Annotated in this window: 16 protein-coding genes; 4 read left to right on the forward strand and 12 right to left on the reverse strand. The window is 53.0% G+C overall.

The features are described from left to right. Positions 1–206 precede the first annotated feature (206 nt). Positions 207–824 (reverse strand): molybdenum cofactor guanylyltransferase, encoded by a 618-nt coding sequence (gene mobA, locus SNR34_RS28725; RefSeq protein WP_486180704.1) that lies wholly within the window; start codon positions 822–824, stop codon positions 207–209. Between the two features lie 118 nt (positions 825–942). Here mobA and SNR34_RS28730 point away from each other — a divergent pair, with 118 nt between their 5' ends. After that, complete coding sequence (locus SNR34_RS28730) at positions 943–2,163, forward strand: MFS transporter (RefSeq protein ID WP_486180705.1); 1,221 nt, start codon at positions 943–945, stop codon at positions 2,161–2,163. A gap of 117 nt (positions 2,164–2,280) precedes the next feature. On the opposite strand, the gene SNR34_RS28735 is transcribed toward SNR34_RS28730, so the two are convergent. Then, entirely contained in the window at positions 2,281–3,972 is a 1,692-nt protein-coding gene (locus SNR34_RS28735) for a glutamine--tRNA ligase/YqeY domain fusion protein (protein WP_486180706.1), read from the reverse strand. Positions 3,973–4,116: 144 nt separating this feature from the next. Next, positions 4,117–4,284, reverse strand: a complete 168-nt coding sequence (locus SNR34_RS28740) for a hypothetical protein (RefSeq protein ID WP_486180707.1) — start codon at positions 4,282–4,284, stop codon at positions 4,117–4,119. Positions 4,285–4,389: 105 nt separating this feature from the next. Between SNR34_RS28740 and SNR34_RS28745 the strand changes: the two genes are divergently transcribed. Further along, positions 4,390–4,629: a DUF2164 domain-containing protein gene (locus SNR34_RS28745; protein WP_290371423.1), complete on the forward strand. Its 240-nt coding sequence runs from the start codon at positions 4,390–4,392 to the stop codon at positions 4,627–4,629. A gap of 33 nt (positions 4,630–4,662) precedes the next feature. Then, the gene (locus tag SNR34_RS28750) at positions 4,663–5,214 is read left to right on the forward strand and encodes a GNAT family N-acetyltransferase (RefSeq protein WP_236413100.1); all 552 of its coding nucleotides are present in this window, start codon (positions 4,663–4,665) and stop codon (positions 5,212–5,214) included. Positions 5,215–5,234: 20 nt separating this feature from the next. Here SNR34_RS28750 and SNR34_RS28755 read toward each other — a convergent pair whose 3' ends face one another. The 3 genes from SNR34_RS28755 to SNR34_RS28765 all read right to left on the reverse strand — a co-directional run bounded on the left by SNR34_RS28755 (position 5,235) and on the right by SNR34_RS28765 (position 7,013). Continuing rightward, positions 5,235–5,504, reverse strand: coding sequence for a hypothetical protein (locus tag SNR34_RS28755; protein ID WP_486180708.1), 270 nt, complete (start codon positions 5,502–5,504; stop codon positions 5,235–5,237). 145 nt (positions 5,505–5,649) lie between these two features. Continuing rightward, positions 5,650–6,441: an SDR family oxidoreductase gene (locus SNR34_RS28760; protein WP_236413102.1), complete on the reverse strand. Its 792-nt coding sequence runs from the start codon at positions 6,439–6,441 to the stop codon at positions 5,650–5,652. 74 nt (positions 6,442–6,515) lie between these two features. Next, positions 6,516–7,013, reverse strand: a complete 498-nt coding sequence (locus SNR34_RS28765) for a GNAT family N-acetyltransferase (RefSeq protein ID WP_486180709.1) — start codon at positions 7,011–7,013, stop codon at positions 6,516–6,518. Positions 7,014–7,170: 157 nt separating this feature from the next. Between SNR34_RS28765 and SNR34_RS28770 the strand changes: the two genes are divergently transcribed. Continuing rightward, positions 7,171–8,373 (forward strand): MerR family transcriptional regulator, encoded by a 1,203-nt coding sequence (locus SNR34_RS28770; RefSeq protein ID WP_486180710.1) that lies wholly within the window; start codon positions 7,171–7,173, stop codon positions 8,371–8,373. A gap of 61 nt (positions 8,374–8,434) precedes the next feature. Here SNR34_RS28770 and SNR34_RS28775 read toward each other — a convergent pair whose 3' ends face one another. The 6 genes from SNR34_RS28775 to SNR34_RS28800 all read right to left on the reverse strand — a co-directional run bounded on the left by SNR34_RS28775 (position 8,435) and on the right by SNR34_RS28800 (position 19,619). Continuing rightward, positions 8,435–9,421 (reverse strand): GNAT family N-acetyltransferase, encoded by a 987-nt coding sequence (locus tag SNR34_RS28775; RefSeq protein ID WP_486180711.1) that lies wholly within the window; start codon positions 9,419–9,421, stop codon positions 8,435–8,437. Positions 9,422–9,555: 134 nt separating this feature from the next. Next, positions 9,556–12,945 (reverse strand): GH36-type glycosyl hydrolase domain-containing protein, encoded by a 3,390-nt coding sequence (locus SNR34_RS28780; protein ID WP_486180712.1) that lies wholly within the window; start codon positions 12,943–12,945, stop codon positions 9,556–9,558. 332 nt (positions 12,946–13,277) lie between these two features. Continuing rightward, entirely contained in the window at positions 13,278–14,294 is a 1,017-nt protein-coding gene (locus SNR34_RS28785) for a LacI family DNA-binding transcriptional regulator (protein WP_236413112.1), read from the reverse strand. Positions 14,295–14,752: 458 nt separating this feature from the next. Further along, complete coding sequence (locus SNR34_RS28790; RefSeq protein ID WP_486180713.1) at positions 14,753–16,051, reverse strand: ABC transporter substrate-binding protein; 1,299 nt, start codon at positions 16,049–16,051, stop codon at positions 14,753–14,755. Continuing rightward, the gene (locus SNR34_RS28795) at positions 16,030–17,796 is read right to left on the reverse strand and encodes a sensor histidine kinase (RefSeq protein WP_343261869.1); all 1,767 of its coding nucleotides are present in this window, start codon (positions 17,794–17,796) and stop codon (positions 16,030–16,032) included. The genes SNR34_RS28790 and SNR34_RS28795 overlap by 22 nt, the downstream gene beginning before the upstream one ends. 173 nt (positions 17,797–17,969) lie before the next feature. Beyond that, entirely contained in the window at positions 17,970–19,619 is a 1,650-nt protein-coding gene (locus tag SNR34_RS28800) for a type 2 periplasmic-binding domain-containing protein (RefSeq protein ID WP_339275016.1), read from the reverse strand. Between the last annotated feature and the right edge of the window lie 14 nt (positions 19,620–19,633).

The raw sequence follows: 19,633 nt of genomic DNA on the forward strand, positions 1-19,633 counted from the left end.
ATGCAGTGAATTCATCCACAGATAAATGGTAGCGTTTCCATTATTATCGGAGAAAGACTCCCTTTTCGGGAGACCTTAGTCCGCTTCCCCACTTCATGAGACTTCATTGCCGCCTCTAAACTGATTATAATGAAGTATAATACGGGTGCCGATGGCACAAGGCAAGTTGTTTTTACCCTTTTCCGGGGTAAACCTCTGATTCAGGGTCAAAAAGGCTCTGTCCGCATCTGCCGATAATCCTCCGGCGTGTTCATGTTGGCCAGCTGCCGTTCTGCTGCATGAACGCCGGCGTGTTCCAACTCGTCAGCATCCGCATAACGACAGCCGATTTCATCCAGCCAGCGGGTCACCCGCAAACGGTCTTCCTTCAGCCGCTGTTCCAATCCGGGAAGCACGCTTCGGTGATATACGCCTGCAATTGGATGAATGCGCCCGTTCACTCGCGGCACAATGACGGGCGATTGCATGTCCGATTCGGCAGCAATCCTTTTCAAGCCAGCAAAAAGGTTGGTTTGGACCCGCGGCATGTCACAGGCGCAGACCATATTCCAATCGGTCCTCGAGGCCTGAAGTGCGGCGTGGAGACCGGCCAGCGGTCCCTTTCCCGGATAATGATCAGGGACGCACGGATAACCGAATCGTTCATAATCGCGAGTATGCTCCCCGGCCGAGATGAGAATCTGCGAGACCTCCGGGGCCAGCGCGGCTGCAGTCCGTTCAAGCACTGTGGCGTCATTCAGAACAAGCAGCGTTTTGTTCGTTCCCATGCGGCTGGACAACCCCCCGGCCAATATGATTCCCGTCCATGTTGTTGCATTCGTCATCGGTATCATCCCTTTATTCCAATCATGATAAACTTATTCTATACATTGAATCCCCTTTCAACAAATGATACATTTGAACAATATGACCCGGAAAGGATGGCCCTCTTTGGATAGAACCGTGCCTGAAAGAGGAAACGCCTCTTTAACCTCACTCAAACTGTATAACTTTTTCATTTACGGCGCCATCTCCATCTTTGCCGGCTTTCTGCAGCTGTACCTTCAGGAAATCGGCATGACGAAGCTTGAGATCGGCAGCCTGATGGCCATCGGCCCGTTTGTATCATTGTTTGCCAACCCGTTCTGGGGGTACTGGAGCGACAAGTCCCGTAATATCCGCGTTGTGCTGATGTTGATGATGGCGGGTACCTTTGTGTTGGCCCAAGCGGTTTTCTATGCACCGACGTATTCCTGGATTTATGCATCCATGATCGTTTTTTATTTTTTTCAAAGTCCCTTGTTCGCTCAAACCAACAGCCTCATCCTGGGATATATCGACGGAACGTCACAGAAGTTCGGCACATTCCGGTTATGGGGTTCACTGGGCTGGGCGTTGACGGCGGCGGCAGCCGGTCCGCTGATCGATCGTCTGGGCATACGGAGCGTCTCCATCGTGTTTGCCGTCATGATCGTCATTGCGTTTGGTTTCTCGCTGCTGCTGCCGAGACAGCCCATCGCTTCGGACACGCCTGTCATCACGTTCCGGCGGTTCGGCAGGGTCATGTTCAACCCGTATTTCATGACGTTCATCGGCCTCGGCGTGCTGGTGTCGGTGCCCAATGCCATGAACAGTACCTTCATGTCCCTGTACATCACGGAAATGGGCGGAAGCAAACAGATGGTCGGTTATGCCATTTTCACGTCTTCCATCCTTGAGGCAGTCGTCTTCCTGCTGCTGGATCGTCTGCTCAAGCGCAGAATGAGCATGCTGCTGGCTTATCTCGTTCTCATCTGCCTGCTGTTTGCTCTCCGTTGGCAGCTCATGGCCGGAGCAACCAGCCCGCTGGAAATCGTGTTCATTCAGCTGACGCATTCCGTGACGTTTGGCGGTTATTTCTACGTCGGCACCCAGCTCACGATGCTGTTCATCCCCAAACCGTACCGATCCTCCGGCCAGGCGGTATACACGATGGCTTGGGGCGGATTGTCCGGCGTTATCGCGGGCCTGTTCGGGGGCTGGCTCTTCCAAAATTTCGGTGCCGAGATCATGTACAACATCGGTGTGTTCTTCTCGCTGATCGGCGCAGCGGGATTTGCCGTCATGTGGCTGATGAACCGCCGAAACGGCTACCAGCCTGCGGTACTGACCGAACTGGGCAATATGGACGAAGAGGATCGATAGATGTTGTCCAGGCCTCTTGGATTGCTTAGCGAATCCCCCAAACTCAAAAAAAGAGCGTCATTCCACGGCCATGGCCATGGATGACGCCCTTTTTGCATATAAGTTATGCCGCTTATTTTACTTTTTCGGGAGCTGGAACGAACTTTTCAACGATACAACCCGGTTAAACACGGGACGGCCCGGTACCGAATATTTCGGATCTACGCTGAAATAGCCGTGACGGAAAAATTGGAATTTGTCATATGCTTTTGCTTCCTGCATTTCCTGCTCCACGAACCCGTGGACCACTTCAAGCGAATTCGGGTTCAATTGGTCCAGGAACGTTTTTTCCGGCTGCCCTTCCAGTTCTGCCGCTTCCTCTTCTTCTGCGGATTCGGCTGCGATCAGCGGCTCGTACAAACGGAACTCGGCAGGTACGGCCTGCGTCGCTTCCACCCAGTGGATCGTTCCCTTCACTTTACGGCCGGTGAACCCGCTGCCGCTCTTCGTTTCCGGATCGTAAGTGCAATGAATCTCGGTCACGTTGCCTTCCGCATCCTTGATCACGTCGTTGCATTTGATGAAGTAGGCATGCTTCAAGCGCACTTCGTTGCCAGGGAACAGACGGAAATATTTGTTTGGCGGATCTTCCATGAAGTCGTCCTGCTCGATGTAAATCTCGCGGGAGAACGGAATTTGGCGGCTGCCCATTTCCGGGTTCTCCACGTTGTTTTCCGCTTCAAGCCACTCCACTTGGCCTTCCGGATAGTTGGTGATGACCACTTTCAGCGGCTGCAGGACAGCCATCGTACGCGGAGCTTTCAGCTTCAGGTCTTCACGGACGAAATGCTCCAGCGTTTGCAGGTCGATGACGCCTTGGCTTTTGGAGATGCCCGTCTCGAACACAAAATCGCGAATCGCTTCCGGCGTATATCCGCGGCGGCGCAATCCGGAGATCGTCGGCATGCGCGGATCGTCCCATCCGTCGACGTGGCCTTCGTCCACGAGCAGCTTCAGCTTGCGTTTGCTCGTCACCATTTGGGAAAGGTTCAGCCGACCGAATTCGTACTGATGCGGCTGGCTTTCCATCTCGCATTCGGCAATAACCCAGTCATAGAATGGGCGTTGATCCTCGAACTCCAGGGAGCAGAGAGAATGCGTTACGCCTTCGATGGCATCTTCAATCGGATGCGCGAACGCATACATCGGGTAGATGCACCATTGGTCGCCCGTATTATGATGATGGGCATGAGAAATCCGGTAGATCACCGGATCACGCAAGTTGATGTTCGGCGATGCCATGTCGATTTTGGCGCGAAGCACCTTTTCGCCGTTCTGGAATTCGCCTGCCCGCATGCGCGTGAACAGATCCAAGTTCTCTTCCACGCTGCGATCGCGATAAGGGCTGTTTTTGCCCGGCTCGGTCAGCGTACCGCGCATTTCGCGGATCTCCTCGGCCGTTTGATCGTCGACGTATGCTTTCCCTTTTTGGATCAGCAATACGGCACGCTTGTACATCTCGTCGAAATAATCGGAAGCGTAACGTTTCTCGTTCCACTCGTATCCAAGCCATTTCACGTCCTCTTGGATGGAGTTTACGTATTCCACGTCTTCCTTGACCGGGTTCGTATCATCGAAACGCAGGTTCGTTTTGCCGCCGAATTCGGCACCCAGCGTAAAGTTGATCCAAATGGCCTTGGCATGGCCGATATGCAGATATCCGTTAGGCTCCGGCGGAAAGCGGGTAACCACTTCCTGGACTTTTCCGGACCGGAGGTCTTCGGCAATGATATTTTTGATAAAATTGGGAGGGGTAGTACGGTTCTCCATCGGTATCAACCTTTCGTGTGTATGGATTGAAGCATTCAGGAACGGCAACCATTCCCGCAGTATTTCCTTCATGGTACGAAGCCAAATTCCGTGCGTTTTCTTTTCTTTGGAAAAGTTTCGTACTGCTTTCATTTAAATATACCTTTAACGCGGAACGAGTTCAATAAATAACGGCACCAAATTGGGATTTTGCGCACTGGAAGATAGGCCTAAAACCATTTTGACTGGTTCCCGCGAATCATGTAGCATGATATTAGGAAAAACGCAGACCAACGCATGCCACTGAACATTCGGAGCGCGTTTTTCAGCCATTATGTCTCGCGAAATCAGAGGGGCATTTCACGGGGAATTTGACCTTTCTGACGTGCGAAAACATCATCATTCAGGGGAGGGATTCCCGTTCTGAACACACTAAAACTGACCAAAGAACAGCAGGATGAAGCCATACGGTCCATACAGACCTATTTCGCGGACGAACGCGGGGAAGAGCTTGGCGACCTGGCGGCTTGGGGCGTGCTGGACTTATTCATGACCCAGTTGGCACCCTACATATATAATCAGGCATTAAGCGACGCCCGCACGACCGTCAATCAGCGCATCGCTTCCATCGAAGAGGACTTGTTCGCCCTGGAGCGCAAACCGCCGCGTTCCCGCTGATCACCCATTTTACGAAGAAAGAAGGTTGCACTCATGTTTACCTATGCATTGGATGAATATACGGAGCTTCGCCCCCTGGCCCTGGAGCATGCCAAAACGTTATTCGAGCTGACGGACCGCTCCCGTGACCAACTGAGACATTGGCTCCCTTGGGTTGACCAGGTTACGGAGCTCGATCACACGACCCATTTCATAAGCAATGCGTTAAAACAGGGCGCAGAGAACGGCGGATTCACCGCCGGCGTCTGGCAAAAAGGAGAGCTGGCCGGCGTCATCGGATTTCATGAAATCAACTGGACCCATCGTTCCGTCAGCATCGGCTACTGGCTTGGCAAAGGCTTCGAGGGCCAGGGCCTGATGACAAGCGCCTGCCGCGTCCTCGTGGATTACGCGCTCGTAACGCTCGATCTGAACCGCGTCGAAATCCGCTGCGCCACCAACAACAAACGCAGCCGGGCCATCCCTGAGCGGCTTGGATTCGTGCTTGAAGGCGTGATTCGCCAAGCGGAGAAGCTGCCGATCAAAGGTTACGTCAACCATGCCGTATACGGCATGCTGCAGCATGAATGGGAGCTTTTGCGTTAAAGGACTACATAATTTCGGCTTCATCGGCCTTGCATGCGATATATCATCGCCGCTTTTACAAGCACGGGCTTTGAGTGCCCCTCGCCTCTTGGGAATGCCCATTCCAGGCGAGGGGCTTCTTTAACGTTTGAGATCACGTTTTTACTGTAAAACAAGGTCGTTTCCAGCCGGTCGAGCTGCCCATCCATCTTAGCGCGTAATCGCCCTTGTTGACGGTGCTCGCCCGCAGAGCCGTGCTGGGCAGGGAACAAAGCCATGGACGCAAACGGACCATAAACACGCCATTTCACCAGAAATAGTGTGTCTGTGGTCCGTTTGCTTCTGCGAGAACGCATTTCCGATCAAATAAAGCACTCAGGTTCACTCAATTCTCGAACTTCTACTCTGAAGCATCCTCTTTGCGCTTACGTCCCCAATCGTTATTCGAACGCAGCGTTACAGCGCCCGCATCATACCGCCATCCACCACCAGCGATGCCCCGGTAATGTAGGTGTTTGCCCCGGACACCAGAAACAGCACAGCCTTTGCAAACTCCTCGGGTTCGCCGTAACGGCCTAGCGGAATTTCGGTCAGGAACTGCTCCGCCACTTCCTCCTGTGTGATGCCAGACTGTTCTGCACGCGCGGCATCCAATTCGCGAATACGGTCCGTCCCGATCCGACCTGGAGCAATCGTATTGATCAAAATGCCGTAAGGCCCAAGCTCCTGGGATAACGTCTTGGCCATGCCGAACACCCCGGTACGGAACGTATTGGATAAAATAAGGCCGGAAATCGGCTGTTTGATCGATGATGACGCGATATTCGCGATATGTCCGCCATGCTGCTTCATCAAAGGCAGCGCTCCCCGGATAAGACGTACGTAGCTGAGCACGTTCAGTTCAAACGCGCGCTCCCAGTCTTCATCCGTCAACGACTCGAAAGTGCCGGAGGGCGGCCCGCCCGAATTGTTGACCAAAATGTCGATTCTGCCGCCGGACCAATCCCCGGTTTTGCTCATAAGCGCATCGATATCTTGTTTGCGGGTAACATCGGTCACGCAGTACTCGACTCGCCCGCCACCGCCCAGCCCCAGCAGTTCCTGCTGCACGGCCTTCAGCTTATCCTCATTCCGGCTGGCAAGCATAACGTCGGCGCCTTCAGCAGCCAACTGCTTCGCCACCGCCTTGCCCAGTCCCTGACTGGATGCAAGCACAAGCGCCTTTTTTCCCCGCAGTCCCATATCCATCATTCATGCCTCCTAAGTGTGGTATACCGTTACATTCAAAGCGTCAATCGCTGAGGAGAGTTCGACGATGCATCCTACCCCTCCACAAAATAGCCCATCAAAATATCGTCCACATATAGGCCGTGAATATAAAATTCCGCCACCAAGCGGCCTTCCGTTTTGAATCCGCACCGTTCATAGAAAGCTACCGCCCCCGCGTTGCTCGACAACACCCGCAAACGCAATTTTCGGATTCCTTGCTCCGACGCATGCCGTTTCATGGCATCCATTAATGACGTTGCAATGCCATTTCGGCGGTATTCGGGATGCACGGCAATATGAATTTCATAGACATGGCTGTTGCTGTGCATTCCCGTGGCAGGCCGAAACCCTACCAGCCCGCATACCCGATCCCCCATGGTTGCCACCAACTGGCTGCCTGGAGGGCAGTGCTGCAAATACTGCTGGCGGGAGCGCCATTGCATCGGCGCAGGTGAGGTCTGGTCCGTCCATACGAGCGCATCCAGTTCCATCAGCTGGTCCGCATCTTTCATTTCGGATAGACGTATATGGTATGTGTCCTGTGTGAGCATGTTTTTTTCAACCTTTCCTGCATTCATTCTTCCCTTGTCCATGTATTGTAGCATAGCTCAAACCTGCAGCTAAAATCCCTTCCTTAACTCTTAACCTTGACGTAACGTAATCGTTTATACTTAGGCTCAACGGAGATCACAGCAGGAGGTAAGGGCGATGAATATCAAGGAAGCTGCCGACCGGCTTGGCATTTCGGCCAGGGCCATTCGTTTCTATGAGGAAAAAGGACTCCTTCGGCCTGCCAAACAACCGGAGAACGGTTACCGCATCTATACGGAGAACGATATTTGGCGTTTACAAACCATATCCGCCCTGCGCGAGATCGGCATGTCCATTCAAGACATCGCCCAGGCACTGGCCGAAATTGATCGCGGCAACCCGCAGAAGCTTGAGGAATACCTGGAGCTGCAGCAAGCCGTTATGTATGCCCAGTGGGTCGAATTGAAACGCATGCTGGATACGACCCAGCGCATGATCGATATCAACCGCTCGGACGGGCCTCTGAACGTCAGCCATCTCCATGATCTGGCTCAAAGTGCGCGCCGCCTGAGGGAAGCGCGGCAGAACTGGCACGACCGCTGGAATTACGACAAACAAGCCGCCATTCATGACCAGCGTGTCCGTAGCGCAGGCAGAAGAACCACGGAGGAGCAGCTCCCATCGAATACAGAGCATCAAACATCTGCTTCGGCTGCCTCGGAAGCGGAGGACGGATCTGCCTGCGGATGCATTCCGGAAGAGGTAAACGGAAGCATCGGGCACGCCGATGCCGGGGAAGATTCCTCCTTTTCTCTCTATGACAACTATAACGAGGCGCTGGAACAAACGGCTAACTGGATCAGCCCGGCTCAGGGCGAAAGGGGCCTGGATATCGGCACAGGCACGGGCAATCTGGCCGGAAAGCTGCTGGAACGCGGTGCCATCATAACTGGCATCGACCAGTCCCGGGAAATGCTTCGCGCCTGCCGCACCAAATATCCGGAGATGCAGGTGAGACTGGGCAATTTTCTGGCGCTGCCCTTTGCCGATCGGTCGTTTGATTTTCTCGTCTCCAGCTTTGCCTTCCATCACCTGAGTCCGGATCAGCAGCAGCTGGCGCTGCAAGAGATGCAGCGTGTCCTCACCGCACGGGGACGCATCGGTCTGACCGATCTCATGTATGTCGACGCGGCATACCGTGAGCGATACGTCCGTGCGGCGGAAGCAGCAGGCGATGAAGCAATGCTCCGCGCCGTAAGGGAGCGCCATTTCCCTTTGCTGGACGAGCTGTGCCGCTGGCTGGAACAGCACGGCTACGTTACGAAGGCGTTTCGGCATAATGACCTGCTGCACACCTTACTCGCCGTACCTTTGCGATAAAAAAAGATTGATTCTCCTTATGCCCATAGGAGGATCAATCCTTTTACCACTCGTCTTTTGGCTATCCAATCGTCACTTTATAGTATTGCAGCACATTATCTGTATAAAAGCCGGCACATCGGTATAACCCCGCCGCAGCTGCATTGAATTCATCCACACAGATAGATACCTCATGGATCGAATCTTTGAAAAACAGGTCATTGAGCGCGGCATAAAGCAAATTTTTTCCGATTCCCTTCCCTCGGTACTGTTCATCTACGGCTATATACTCAATGTTGCCTTCCTGAAAATCCGGCTCAGCTTCAGTATAACAATACCCTGCAAAATCCCCTTCGACGATGGCAACATATAATCTGTTGTCTTCTTTATTGGCAAGCTGCAGCACATTTTCCGCATTATAATACGTATTCGGGAACGTTCTGGCATGCAAACGAATAAAGTCTTCATGCCACTCAGGAGAAATCTTCTGAACAGCGTGATCCAAGCTCCAGGAGCATTCAGGCTTTTTCAATTTCATGATCATATGCCCGCCCATTTTTTTGGCCTGTAAATATTCCATAAACTCGTGACCTCGAACATTCTCCTTATTGTAGAATCCATGGTATTCCCTAACTTCACTCCCAACTTTAGCGATGCCACGGTTCCACAAATCAGCAGCAACGGTTATGTAATCTTGATCAGTACCGTCAATATAGGGCCCCCACATCTCCGCATTCCCGGTTTCTTCATCGATGTTCAGCCCCAGCACTCCGATGATGCGATCATTTTCCAATACCTGCGTGAAATAACGCTCCCACCTTCCTTCCCCATTAAATTCCTCATGAAGGGTTTTAAGGATTTCGTCTTCCTGATCACCTACGTAACCGATATGGTGTCTCTTTTGCACATTCAATTCGGCAATGAATTTGGAGATCCGCGCTAATTGGTCCAACCCCAACCTTCCATTCATGCCATCCACCTCCCTGCCCCAAGAACACTTACCAACGGGACATAAGTATTGGGAAAATCGATACCAAGTCCAGATTCTTGATGATACAAAATCATACATTTAAATACATAATTTCACAACACATCTTCTCTTTCAAATGAATTCAGTTCTTATGTCTTTCAATCTACAAAACTACGAAAAAATGCCTTAGTCCCACAGATTGTGGAACCAAGGCATTCGCCACTTTGTTAACTTTACATGTAGATATCAACAACTGCACGCTCAGTGCTGCTGCTTGCCTGTCTGAACTTGTCCAGCGAAATGCAGAGGCCGCCCTGACGGTAACGGTTATTCGTTTGCTCACCGGATACGTCTTTGCCGTCCACGGCTACGCGCTGCACACCCGTGCTGCCGTTCAGGTGGTACACAAAGGTTACGGGGGTACCGGCGTACTCGAATTCGAACTGCATGCCGTCCAATTCGGGAGGAAGCACCGGGTCGATTACGAGATCGCCGCCGTCCTGCCGAATGCCCAGCGCATTGGAGATCAGCTGGTTCATGTAGATCCCCGGGCCGCTGGAGTAGATTCTCCATCCGCCTTTGACCGGAACGGCTCCCGTGCGGAGCTGTTCGAAATGCTCCTGCGCCTCGTAACGCGTGTTGAACTTGCCGTCCGAGCTGCTGAAGTACGCATTCGCTTGGCGAATCTCCGCGTTCGGCACCACTTCGCCGATGCCGACCGGGTTGATGATCGCAAGGCCGTCCCACACTTGATCGGTTTTGCCCAGCTTCGCCATCGCTTCCACGTAACGGATGTGGGCATGCACGTACTGCAGGCCGATTTCCCGCCCGAAGTTGGACGCCTGCTCCGCACGTTTGAAATGCGAGCTAACGCCGCCGGCATACTGTGCGGGGCGGTTCATCAGGCGAACGCCGTCCGGGCACAGGAACTGCTCGCGAATCAAAGCATAGTGCGCTTCGGCTTGCTCCGGCGTCAACAGTTCGCCGATCATGCTGCGCGTCATCGGCAGCAGACGGTACTGAATGCCTGTTTCTTCGTCGGTTGGATGCAGCATCAATTTCGGTTGGTCGGCGTGCTCCATGTATACGAAGCCAGGAATCACGTCCGTGCCGAGCATATAGCGGTTGAAGTCGCCGCGAATGCCTTCGGCCAAAGCGCCCAGCTCTTCGGCAAAGGCCGCGTCTTTCTGTTGCAGCGCCCCGGACAGCACCTTCATCGCTTGGTACGTCAAGGCCACGGTCCAGCTGCTGACCATGTATTGCTTCAGCTGTGCATTGGCCGGCTGGAGTGTATCGTCCCAGTCGCCGTCGCCGTACGAGGACAGGAACGTGTCGTGCAGGAAATGGGTACGAATGTACTCGATCTCTTTTTTCGCATGCTCCAGCACCGTGAACGTTTCGTCCGTAAATCCAAACTCATGTTTAACCGTATAAGGAACCTTCTCGTCCAAAATCGCATAATCGCGGGTCGACGTCAGATAGTCTGCCAGCACTTTCAATGGCCAAACGATAATGTCGCCATGGCTCTCTTCCTGCTGGATCGCATAATAGTTGTCGAACATGAACCATTGCGGCCAGCTGCCGTCGTCTTCGTATTGATGCGTGTACACCATTTTGATGATGTCCCGGACTTGCTCGTATTTCTGGGTAGCCATGAAATATTCCACCGGTCCCTGACATACGTCGCGCGTTCCCCATGCGGCACCGCCGTATTGCTCCAGTCCATGAGGTACGGAGTAGTGAACAAGCATGTTGTGGGTATACCACCAAGCCAGTGCGTTGACTTTAAAGAGATCCTCCGCGCTTTGTCCTTCTCCGCGGGACAGGCGGAACCCGTTCATCACCCCTGCGAAAAATTCGCGGTATGCCTGCACTTCTTCCTCAAAGGACAGCGCCTTCGCCTCGGCTGTGCCGTTCGCGCCCTGCTCCAAAACGCCTTCAATCGTCATCGTCCATTCGCTGGAGCTATCCAGGCTTAACACGACGAGAGACGCGCTTCCGCTTCCTACGCCGCTCGCCAGTAAGGTCTCGTCCCCTGCGGCAATGGATGCACCTTCCACGGATAACCGGTATTGCAGCCCTGGATACGCCGAGGAACTGATCGCTTTCGGATCGGCCTTAAACACGAGCACTTGGCCTTCCTGCACCATATGCAGCGGATATTCGTACTCGTTTACGTTCATCGTGATCTGGTTGGTCACCAGGTAACGGTATGCCTTGCCGCTGGCAGAACTTACGTTGAGGCGCACTTCTGTTGCATCAGTTGTGGTATAGTTCGTCACCACGATCATGTCGGATGCGGTTTTGTACATCCAGCGCACGTAGTTGAAGCCGATTTCGAACAGGGATGGCATCGTCAGCAGGCGGTATTTCCCGTCCATTTCCACGTAGATGCGCTGTCCTGCCGTTTTTGGCACGTTCAACGCGTTCCGCGCATTGCTCATCATTTTGTTGAAATTGGTGTTGCCGATGACCAGTTGGGAATTGAAAATACCGTACATATACGAAGTCGTCGTAATGACCGGCGTTCCGAGCTTCACGTTGCGCCCGCTCATCAGAATATGACCGTGCGGACGCTCCACCAGCAATTCCTTCGCTTTCAGCACAACATGCTCATAGTTCTCCGTAAAGAAGGACAGCAGCTTGCCCTCGCCGCGCTCTTCCTGATGGCGCTGCGGGAACAAAGCTTGCACCTCTTCTTCGGACATGTCGAGCGCAGCCAGAGGTTCGCCGATCATGGAGGAGCGCTTCACTTGCTCCAACGTTTCGCCGCTTTTCAGGCTGCGGTTTTGCACGGATTCCCAAGCAGCTTCGATCTCTTCTCCATATTCCAATGCAGTGATGGCGGCAGCATGATCCGGTTTGGCCAATCCGTAGAACACCACTCGTGCTTCGCCGTCCAGCTTCAGCAGTTCGGATTGCAGGGCCGTGTAAGCAAACTCATATTGATACGTTTCATTGGCCAGTTTGGCATGCTTCAAGCTTTCCGGTTCATTCGTTTCCTTATAGGACAATCCGAAGAACTGAAAGCCATCCGTGGAGTATCCAACCGCCCTCGTGAGCGAGCCTTGCTGCATGTACGGAAATGCACCGCCTTGCGGTTGGTTTTGACGGGAGCATACGACGTATCCTTTCGCTTCATCCTCGAATACCGTATGATCGATATACTGCGACAGATACGCTTCATTGCTGCGCACGGCTCCCGGATCGGCCAAACCGATATCCTGCCCGTAAACGACGTCCACGCCGTCATGTTGTCCATTCAGCGTCACGTCCCAGAACCACACGCCTTGCGAGGTTGCCGTAAATACGACCCGATAACCGATCGCTTGCCCGACCCCTTCCGGCTGTACGCTGCCTTCCCAGATCAGTTGATCGCCAGCTTCCCCACCATGGGACAGCTTGCTGCCGGAATGAACGCCCAGCAGCGGATACGCGCTAATGGATTCTCCTTCATACACCCGCAAGTACAGATTGTTCAAAGAACCGTCGAGCGGATTGCCGAGCAGTTGATTCAGCATCGTGCTGCCCAAAGAAGCCTGGTACAGGTCGCCGCTGTTCATGAAAGTAAAAGTCAGGTCCCCGGCCTTCAGACGGATGGATTCATGTGTTTTCGTTGTCAATTGGCTCACTCCTTAATGAAATGTACTACAAAGAACGATGAATCGAAACGTTTCGATTTTATTGGAAAACAATAGAGGTCCCTCTGGAAATTTACCTGAGCAGGCAAACTTCCATCGATGAACCTATATTACCTATGCATTGTCATGAGGCTGTTTCCCATGAACCGGAAGTTATGCCTCACTCCATGGGCCATTTGGCCAAGCTTGCCAAGCGCTGCCCAATGATTGGGGCAGCATACATATATACACTCAGCTGCTCCAGCACTCAGCCACTGACACCTCTTTACGCGCTGCCTTCCAGGCCCATTATGGGGTGGGCCTGCAGGCAGCAGCTACGCAGGCGATACACCCGATTCGGCTTGCACAGCACGAACAGAGCGGCGCTCTACCATGTCGATCGTCAGCGTATAGGAGGGGTTGACCGCTTCGCCATTCAACATCTGGAACAGCAAATGCCCTGCGAGCGATCCGGCTTCGTGCTTGGGCTGGCGTACCGTCGTTAGCGGCGGGTGCACGTACTCCGACAGCTGAATATCGTCGAAGCCGATCACCGAGATATCTTCCGGCACCCGAATGCCGCTCTCCTCCAGCGCTTTCAATCCGCCGATCGCCATCTCGTCATTCCCGTAAAAAACCGCCGACGGAAGATCCTTTTGCATGATCATCATCTTGGTTGCGCTATACCCGCCCTCGCGTACGAAATTCCCGCTCAGGCGCCATTTCGAGCGCTCTTCCAGGCCAGCCTCCTGCATCGCCCGGATATAACCTTGATATCTCAAAGCGTTATCGTACGAATTGGACGGCCCGCTGATATAAGCAATCGTTCGGTGGCCGCCTTGGATCAGATGACGCGTAGCCAAATATCCGCCCTGCTCCCCGTCCACAAGTACATTGACCAGATGGTCTCCGGACAAATGGCGGTCCATCACGATGATCGGAAAACGCTCCCCGGCCGACTCCACCAAAATATCGTCATGGATGTTATGCGCCAAAACGATGGCTCCATCCACCCTCTTCTCACGCAAAAACCGCACGGCCGTCGAATCGCGGCCCCCCATGGAGCTGCACGCGATCAGATCGTATCCGTTAGCCAACGCCACGTCCTGCACGCTGCGGATCAGTTCGGAATAATACGGACCCGACAAGTCGGTCAGGATCAGCGCAATCGTATTGGTCCGGCTCCGCTTCAGGTCCATGGCAAAGCCGTTTTTGCGGTAATTCAGTTCCCGTGCTGCCTCGAGCACTTTAGCCCTGGTCTTGGCACTCACCTTGCTGTCCCCGTTCAATGCATAGGATGCCGTCGATAATGCCACACCTGCCAGCTTGGCCACATCCTTAATCGTTGCCATTCCACGTTCGCCCCTTCTTACAAGAACAAAATCTCATTTTAACTACATTTTATACTGTAAATGGTTATAACAACCACTTAATTCTATACAAAAACATGATATTGATTTCCCTCATTTGATTCGAAACGTTTCGAGGTGTTTCCAAAAAAAATGGACCTGCTTGCGCCGGCTTGAATTCCAGTATACACACCCATCTACGTGGGTGCTCGTTCATCAAAACAACTTCAAAAAATGAAGAAGATGGAATAACGCCCATGTTGCTTTAAAAAAAACAGCTTATAAAACCATGCATTGAAACGTTTCGACACTATCATTATAGACGGAGTTGACAGCGATTTCAACCATTTTATCCATTTTCGCAGAATTAAGTATGCCCGCTGACTCGTTTTCGTCGTCATACACCCCATAATTACGCAAAGGAAGGGCAGCCCGGACCCCCCCCTTCTTTTGGTATTGCGTTAAGGAACGGTCCCCCCGCCCAAAATGGCGTCGGCCTGTTCCCGAAATTGCTGTGCCGCCTCTTCCGGCGTAATCCGGCCAAATAAAAGCTGGTCATATAAATCGCGCAGCACCAGGGTCACTTCCGGCGTCTCTACAGGGTCGGGAGGATCGATGGGACTGCTGTTGTTTTCCACCCAATCGATATACTCGAATACCCGCGCCAATTCAGGCTCAACCAGCTGCTTCATCTGCTCTTTCACAGTGGAAGATACGGGCACGCCCCGCTCTCCCTTGAGCAGCATATTGGCTTCCAAATCATTGACGAAAAAGCTGATGAATCGTGCAGCCTCCTCCTTGTGCCTGGAATTGCCCGCGATGGAGAAAAACATGCCCGGCTTCAGAAACAATCCTTTGTCATTGTCTGGTCCCGGCATCGGCGCGATGGATAAAAGCTTGCCATAACGCTGAACGGTGCTGATGTACTGATTCGAATATCCCCAGCTGAATAACGCCTCGCCTCTGTAGAACGGATCACTATCCGGCTTGCCGATGTCCGCGGTCCAAATGTCTGGCGCAAAAATCAGCTTGCTCTTCGCCAAGCGCTGCATCCGGCCGAAGTAGTCGACGAACAACGCATCATCCTCGTACCCGAGCCGTTTGCCGTCCTCGTCATATAACTTGTAGCCATGCTGCCTCAGATAATACGCAAAGAACTGTTCCGGGGTGAAATAGGTGCCCACGTAGACGTCTTTGCCGATCAGCTCCTCCCCCATCCGTTCAAAATCTTCCCATGTCCATTTCTCGGTTGGCTCCTCGATCCCTTGCGTCTTCAGGACTTCCGGATCGTACATGCTTAACATGGCATTGACGCCGAGGCTAAGGCCATAGACCTTGCCGTCAATGCTTCCGCCTTGCACCTGCTGAGGATCCATGTCTTTCGTGTCGATTAGCCCTTTATCGATATACGGCGTCAAATCCTCCAAAAGCTGCAGCGAGCTGTACTGGGACAAGTAGGAAATGTCCATCTGAATGATATCGGGCAAGGCATTGCCCGCTGCGTGGGGGGCCATCCTTTTCCAATATTCGTTGAAGCTGCTGTACTCGTATTCGATGCGTACGTGCGGGTTCATCTCCTCATACAGCTTGATAACGGCAATGGTCGCATCGTTGCGAAATTCGCCGCCCCACCAGGCTATGCGCAGCGTAACCGGTTCTTCCTCCACGATCATGCCGGGCCGATGGGCAAGCTGGGGTACACATCCCGCAAGGGCGATCATCATGCCGATGATCCCGATCATTCGCAGCCATCTTCCCACAGCTCTTCCTCCTTTGGCAGCGGCAGCATGACCGTAACCCGGGTTCCGTATCCCGGCCTGCTCTCCAATGCAATATCGTACTCTTCCCCAAAAGACAAACGCAATCGCTCCCTGATATTCAGCAGCCCGATGCCGGTGCCTCGCGTTTCCACTTCGCCGCGCAGCACGCGTTCCACATATTCCGGGGCCATGCCTGGACCATGGTCCTCAACGATGACCATGAGATTCTCAGCCTGCACCTCAGACCACACCCTGATCAGACATGGCCCGACTTGGGGCTCCAATCCGTATTGAATCGCATTTTCAATCAGCGGCTGCAGTGTCATCTTGGGTATGGAGCACCCAAGGTACGCAGCGGGTACGTCCAATCGGAAATCGAGCCGCTGCTGAAAACGATATTTTTGAATCGTGATGTAGTGATTGACGATTTCTAATTCTTCGGCCAGCGTGATGACGTTTTTTTTGAAGCTGATGGACGCGCGCAGCAGGTACCCCAGCGATAGCACCATGCGGGATATTTGCTCCTGCCGGTTTTTTTTGGCCAGCCAGTGCACCGAATCGAGCGCGTTGTACAAAAAGTGGGGGTTGATCTGGGCCTGCAGCGCCTTGAACTCGGTTTCCTTAATGACCAATCGACTCGCATAATTTTCTTTAATCAGCGTATTGATGCGCGTGATCATTAGCCGATAGGTGCGCTGCAGCAGCCCCAGCTCATCCATCTGTTGGGACGCCGGCATGGAGATGCTGGCATCCATGCTTCCAAGGTCACCGTGCTGCACTTCCTTCATTTGCAAAGTCAACTGTCGAATCGGCTTGGTGAGGCTGCGTGCAAACGCCATTCCCAGTCCCAGCATAAACACGATGGCAATCAGATACACGACGACGAGCGCGTTTTTCAGCCAGATGACGCTCTGGAACACGTCTTCGTAAGAAACCATGTTGTAATAGCTCCAGCCTGTATGTCCCGATTTCTTCTGGGCCAGGAACACAGCCTTTCCGTTCAAATTTTTGATCTCATATCCACCGCTTCCGGGAAGCGGTTTCAAACCGGAGGATACTGACTCTGGAAGCTTGCGGTAGGGGTACACGACTTCGTCTCCCGCCTTCAGTACGATGTCGCTGTCCTCGCTGTCGATCCCGGCATAGTCCTCGACGAGCCGTTCGATATGGATACGCAGAAACAGAATACCGACCGGCTCCAGCGTCATGGGTTCATAAGCCCGAACTTGGCGTACCAGGACCAGCATCGGATCGTCGTCATCGGGGTACAACCAGCGCACCGCGCCATCTGCCCGTTCGGCGGCCTGAATCATTCGATCGTATTTTTCCTGCGGCACGGTCAGCGTCTCGCCATATTTGTTCACCATGCCTTGCGCATCAATCAGATGAACGGACTGCACGTATCGTGCAGTCCCGCTAATGTGCTCCCAGAGCCGATCCGTCATCTTCTTGCGTTCGATGAAGCTTGAGTAATCCGTCTCGTCCTGCAGCAGTGATTTGAGCGCCTTCTGAATGACGTTATCCGAAATGATATCGAGGGACAGTGCCTCCAGTTTTTTAAGCTCCACATCCACCGTGGAGGATGAAAGGTTCAGCAGCCTCGATGATTTGTCATACAGCTGTCGGTCGTAAACGGAGTACGTGTAATACAGGGAAGTGAACGCCAGCGTGATGACCAGGGCCATCATGAGCATAATCATGAGAAACATTTTCATTTTGATGCTTAATCTGCGGTAGGCTGTCATGGCAAGTGCGCTCCTTTGCACCACGTGTTAACACTACTTATATCACATGGAGGGGAGACTTTCTGTCGAATTGGGACAAGATCGGCCAAAGTATGACCATGAATGCATATTGCCCATCCGATGAAGCCGTTTCCCGCATATCGCCTGCGATCGCCATCTAGTATGCAAGACAGTTATTTGGCTTGATAACGGTCGTAAGCAGCCTGATGCACCTCGATGGCCCGATCGATGCCCATGCTTTTGATCGTTTCCACCATGGCGTCGAATTCGGTGATCGGTTTCTGCCCACTGATGATGGCCGTCATCGTTTCATTCAAATACGTGTTGACCTGGCTCATGATGGATGTGCTTGTGCTCGCTTCTTCCGTCGACAGGCGAATCGGGGGCAGCGTGAGTGCCGAGCTGGATTTCATCCATGCCTCGTTGGCGGCTCGCTGTCCATCATCGAAGAGCAAAGCGTCCAAATAACGGCTGTCCTGGTTGATCGGGCCGTCCATGATGGACAACGCATAAGCAGCCAATGCCTGGTCATACGTCAGCCCTTGGGGATTGTTCGTAATGGTTTCGGTGAATTTCACACCGTCTCCATCCTTTACGTAACTCTCGTTCTCGATTCCGAAGTTGAACAGATCGCTGCCTTCCTCACTGTAATTGTAATCCATCCACTGCACGATATATTTCAATTTGTCCTCATCGGCAGAGGAAGTGATGGCTTCGCCGTAACTCAACACTTTGGTTTCCATATTAAAAGCGGCATAAGGCGTTCCGTCAGGCGATATCGGCGAAGTTACGCCGGTTACATTGAAATCCGGATTGGTATCCCGCATCAGGTTGAAATATTTGCCCATGCCGCTGAATACGCCGCCTTGATAGGCTCCTGCCAGATTGTTGGTGACTTTGTAGTCAAATGCTTTGCCGTCATTGGTCATGATTTCGGGGTCGACCAGCCCTTCCTTGTACCACTGAGCCATCGTTTCCAGGAAATCACGGTATCCGGGCTGGATCGGTCCGAATTCAACCTTGTCGCCATTCATCTGAAAACCGCCGATCACGCCGAAGCCTGGAGCGAAATCGTGCAGCTTCGTCAGGTTGCCGGGACCCCAGTTGCCGGTGAACGGGAGTTCATCCGCCTTACCGTTGCCGTTCGGGTCCTGCTCCTTGAACGCTTTGAGCACCGTATGCCACTCGTCGATGGTTGTAGGCGCTTTCAGATTCAGCTTATCCAACCAATCCTGACGAATGATCAGACCGGAGGTGGCATTCAGCTTGAGCGCGTCCAGCTTGAGCAGCGGGAACATGTAAATCGTTCCGTCGTCGAGCGCAATCTGTTTCTTGACGTCCGGGTCGGATTCGATAATCCGCTTCAGGTTTGGAGCGTACTGGTCGATCAGTTCGTTCAGTCGAATGATACGCCCGTCTTTGATCATCTTTTCCGGCCCGCCCACGGCATCGGCCCAGTTGTAATAGATGACGTCAGGCAGCTCCTTGGTCGAAATCAGCAAATTGAATTGGTCGCGCTGCTGTCCGAGCGGCGGATGCGTGAAATTGACCTTGATGCCGGTCAGCTCCTCCTTCTTTTTGTAAGCGGCAATTTCACCGAAATTGCCGAGGGAAGCCGTCAGCTTGGCATCATTTGCCCGCCAGTAATCAATGGTGAACGGCTCGCTTGTAATCGGCAGCGGAATTTCGGTCAGTGCCTCGGCCTTAGGCTCCGTGCTCTCCGCAGGCTTGGCTGCTTCCTCTTCCGCACCTCCCGAACAGCCTGCCAGCAGTGTCATCGTCAGCAGGGAAGACAGCAGGATGGACCCCATTCTTTTTTTCACGTTGTTCGCCTCCA

This window comes from Paenibacillus sp. XP01 (genome assembly GCF_057364885.1).